4 protein-coding genes are annotated in these 1737 nt (G+C 68.6%); 2 read left to right on the top strand and 2 right to left on the bottom strand.

Going from position 1 to position 1737, the window contains the following annotated elements; translation table 11 throughout:
- The coding region (locus WBV89_RS18455; RefSeq protein ID WP_423982796.1) for an antibiotic biosynthesis monooxygenase family protein at positions 1-209 on the bottom strand (209 nt) is incomplete at its 3' end.
- 48 nt (positions 210-257) lie between these two features.
- Positions 258-665, bottom strand: coding sequence for a DUF3052 domain-containing protein (locus WBV89_RS18450; RefSeq protein ID WP_423982795.1), 408 nt, complete (start codon positions 663-665; stop codon positions 258-260).
- Between the two features lie 32 nt (positions 666-697).
- Here WBV89_RS18450 and WBV89_RS18445 point away from each other — a divergent pair, with 32 nt between their 5' ends.
- Both WBV89_RS18445 and WBV89_RS18440 read left to right on the top strand, forming a co-directional pair.
- Positions 698-1384, top strand: coding sequence for a phosphotransferase (locus tag WBV89_RS18445; RefSeq protein WP_423982794.1), 687 nt, complete (start codon positions 698-700; stop codon positions 1382-1384).
- 96 nt (positions 1385-1480) lie between these two features.
- The coding region (locus WBV89_RS18440) for an AIR carboxylase family protein (RefSeq protein WP_423982797.1) at positions 1481-1737 on the top strand (257 nt) is incomplete at its 3' end.

Below are 1737 nucleotides of genomic sequence, written 5' to 3'. Positions count from 1 at the left end.
GTGATGGATTCCTCGGACGCCCAGTACGACACGGTCACCCCCACCCCGTCGCTGCGCGCGGTATCGATGCCGAGGAAGCCCGGCTGCTCCCGGGCGAGTTCGACCATCCGCGCAGCCTCCACCTCGTATCCGTCGGTGTCGGCGGTCGAGGTCGTCGTGAAGATCACGGCGTAGTAGGGCGGCTCGGGCGTGCTGGCCAACGCACTCATGCGAACACTGTCGCACGCCCGCGTCGCGACGACATGGTGGGTTGAGAATCAGCGATGCTCGCGACGCCACACGATGCGCAGACCCGACCACACCTCATCGATCGCACACACCTTGTTGTCGACGAGTCCCAGCGGCAGTGCGACCTCGCGCACGACGTCCTCCGTCATGTCGGTCGGTACCCCGGACGCCCGCTTCGGCCAGGCGATCCACAGACCCCCGGCCGGGCGGATCGACCGTCCCGCCGCCGCAATCCTGCGTTCGAGTTCGACGCGGCGCGTGACGAAGAACACGACGACGTCGAGATGGCCACGCAACGACGAGCGGAACGCGACGTTGTCCGGAATCGGATCGAGCAGGTCGCGGAACCCGTCGGGCTCCGCGAGCAGTCCCACGGTGGAACCCTCGACGATCCCCAGCTTCTTCGCCAGTGGCGTCCCCGAGTATCCGGCCGACATCACCCCATGCTCGCGCGCGGTACCGTCCGCACATGACCGACCCGCCCGGACCACTCCTCGCGTCGGGTCGCGCGGCCGACGTGTTCGACATCGGTGATGGACGGGTTCTGCGCCGCTATCGCGAGGCCACGCCGGACACCGAACTCGAGGCGCGCGTGATGGGCCACGTCGCGTCGGTCGGCTATCCGGTTCCGAAGGTCCACTCCGTCGACGGGGCGGACATCGTCATGGATCGCGTCGAGGGGTCGACGATGATCGAGAGCCTGGAAGCCGCACCATGGAAGGTTCTTCACTACGCGCGGGTCCTGGCGCGGCTCCAACGACGGCTCGCCCAGATCGCATCCCCGTCCTGGCTGCTGGCCGATACCGCAGACCCGGAGCACCATCACAGCGTTCTGCATCTCGACATGCATCCGATGAACGTGATCATGGCTCCCGGCGGGCCCGTCGTGATCGACTGGACGAACGCGGCGGGTGGGCCACCCGGTTTCGACGCGGCGATCACGTACGTCGAGATGACGACCTTCGGCACGACGACCACGGCGGAGCGAGTCGGCCAGGAGGTGTTCACGCGCGCGTTCCGCCGATTCCGGGGACCCCGCGCGATCGATGCCTACCTCGCCGCCGCGTGCGACCATCGCCTCGCGGACCGCAACCTGCTGCCCGACGAGCGCGTCGCCGTCGCCGCTCTGCGCAAGAAGTCCAGCACCCGCACGTGACCGTCGAATCCCCGCGTGCGCACGTGTCCGACCCGCGACTCAACATCTAGGCTCGGTCCGGTGGCTGACGGACGCGAGTGCTCGATCGGGGTCGTGATGGGATCGGCCAGCGATTGGCCGACCATGGAGAAGGCCGTCGACGTGCTGACCGACTTCGGCGTCGCGCACGAAGCATCGGTGATCAGCGCCCACCGGATGCCCGACGAGATGTTCGCGTACGCGGAGGCTGCGCACGGTCGGGGGCTCCGCGCCATCATCGCCGGCGCCGGCGGTGCCGCGCACCTCCCGGGGATGCTCGCTGCCAAGACCACGGTGCCCGTCCTCGGTGTTCCGGTGGCATCGCGTCACCTGTC

The sequence above is a fragment of the Ilumatobacter sp. genome, from assembly GCF_049588435.1.
GTDB lineage: Bacteria > Actinomycetota > Acidimicrobiia > Acidimicrobiales > Ilumatobacteraceae > Ilumatobacter_A.
The sequence above is the reverse complement of the archived record's forward strand: the minus strand, read 5'-3'. Positions and strand labels throughout refer to the sequence as shown.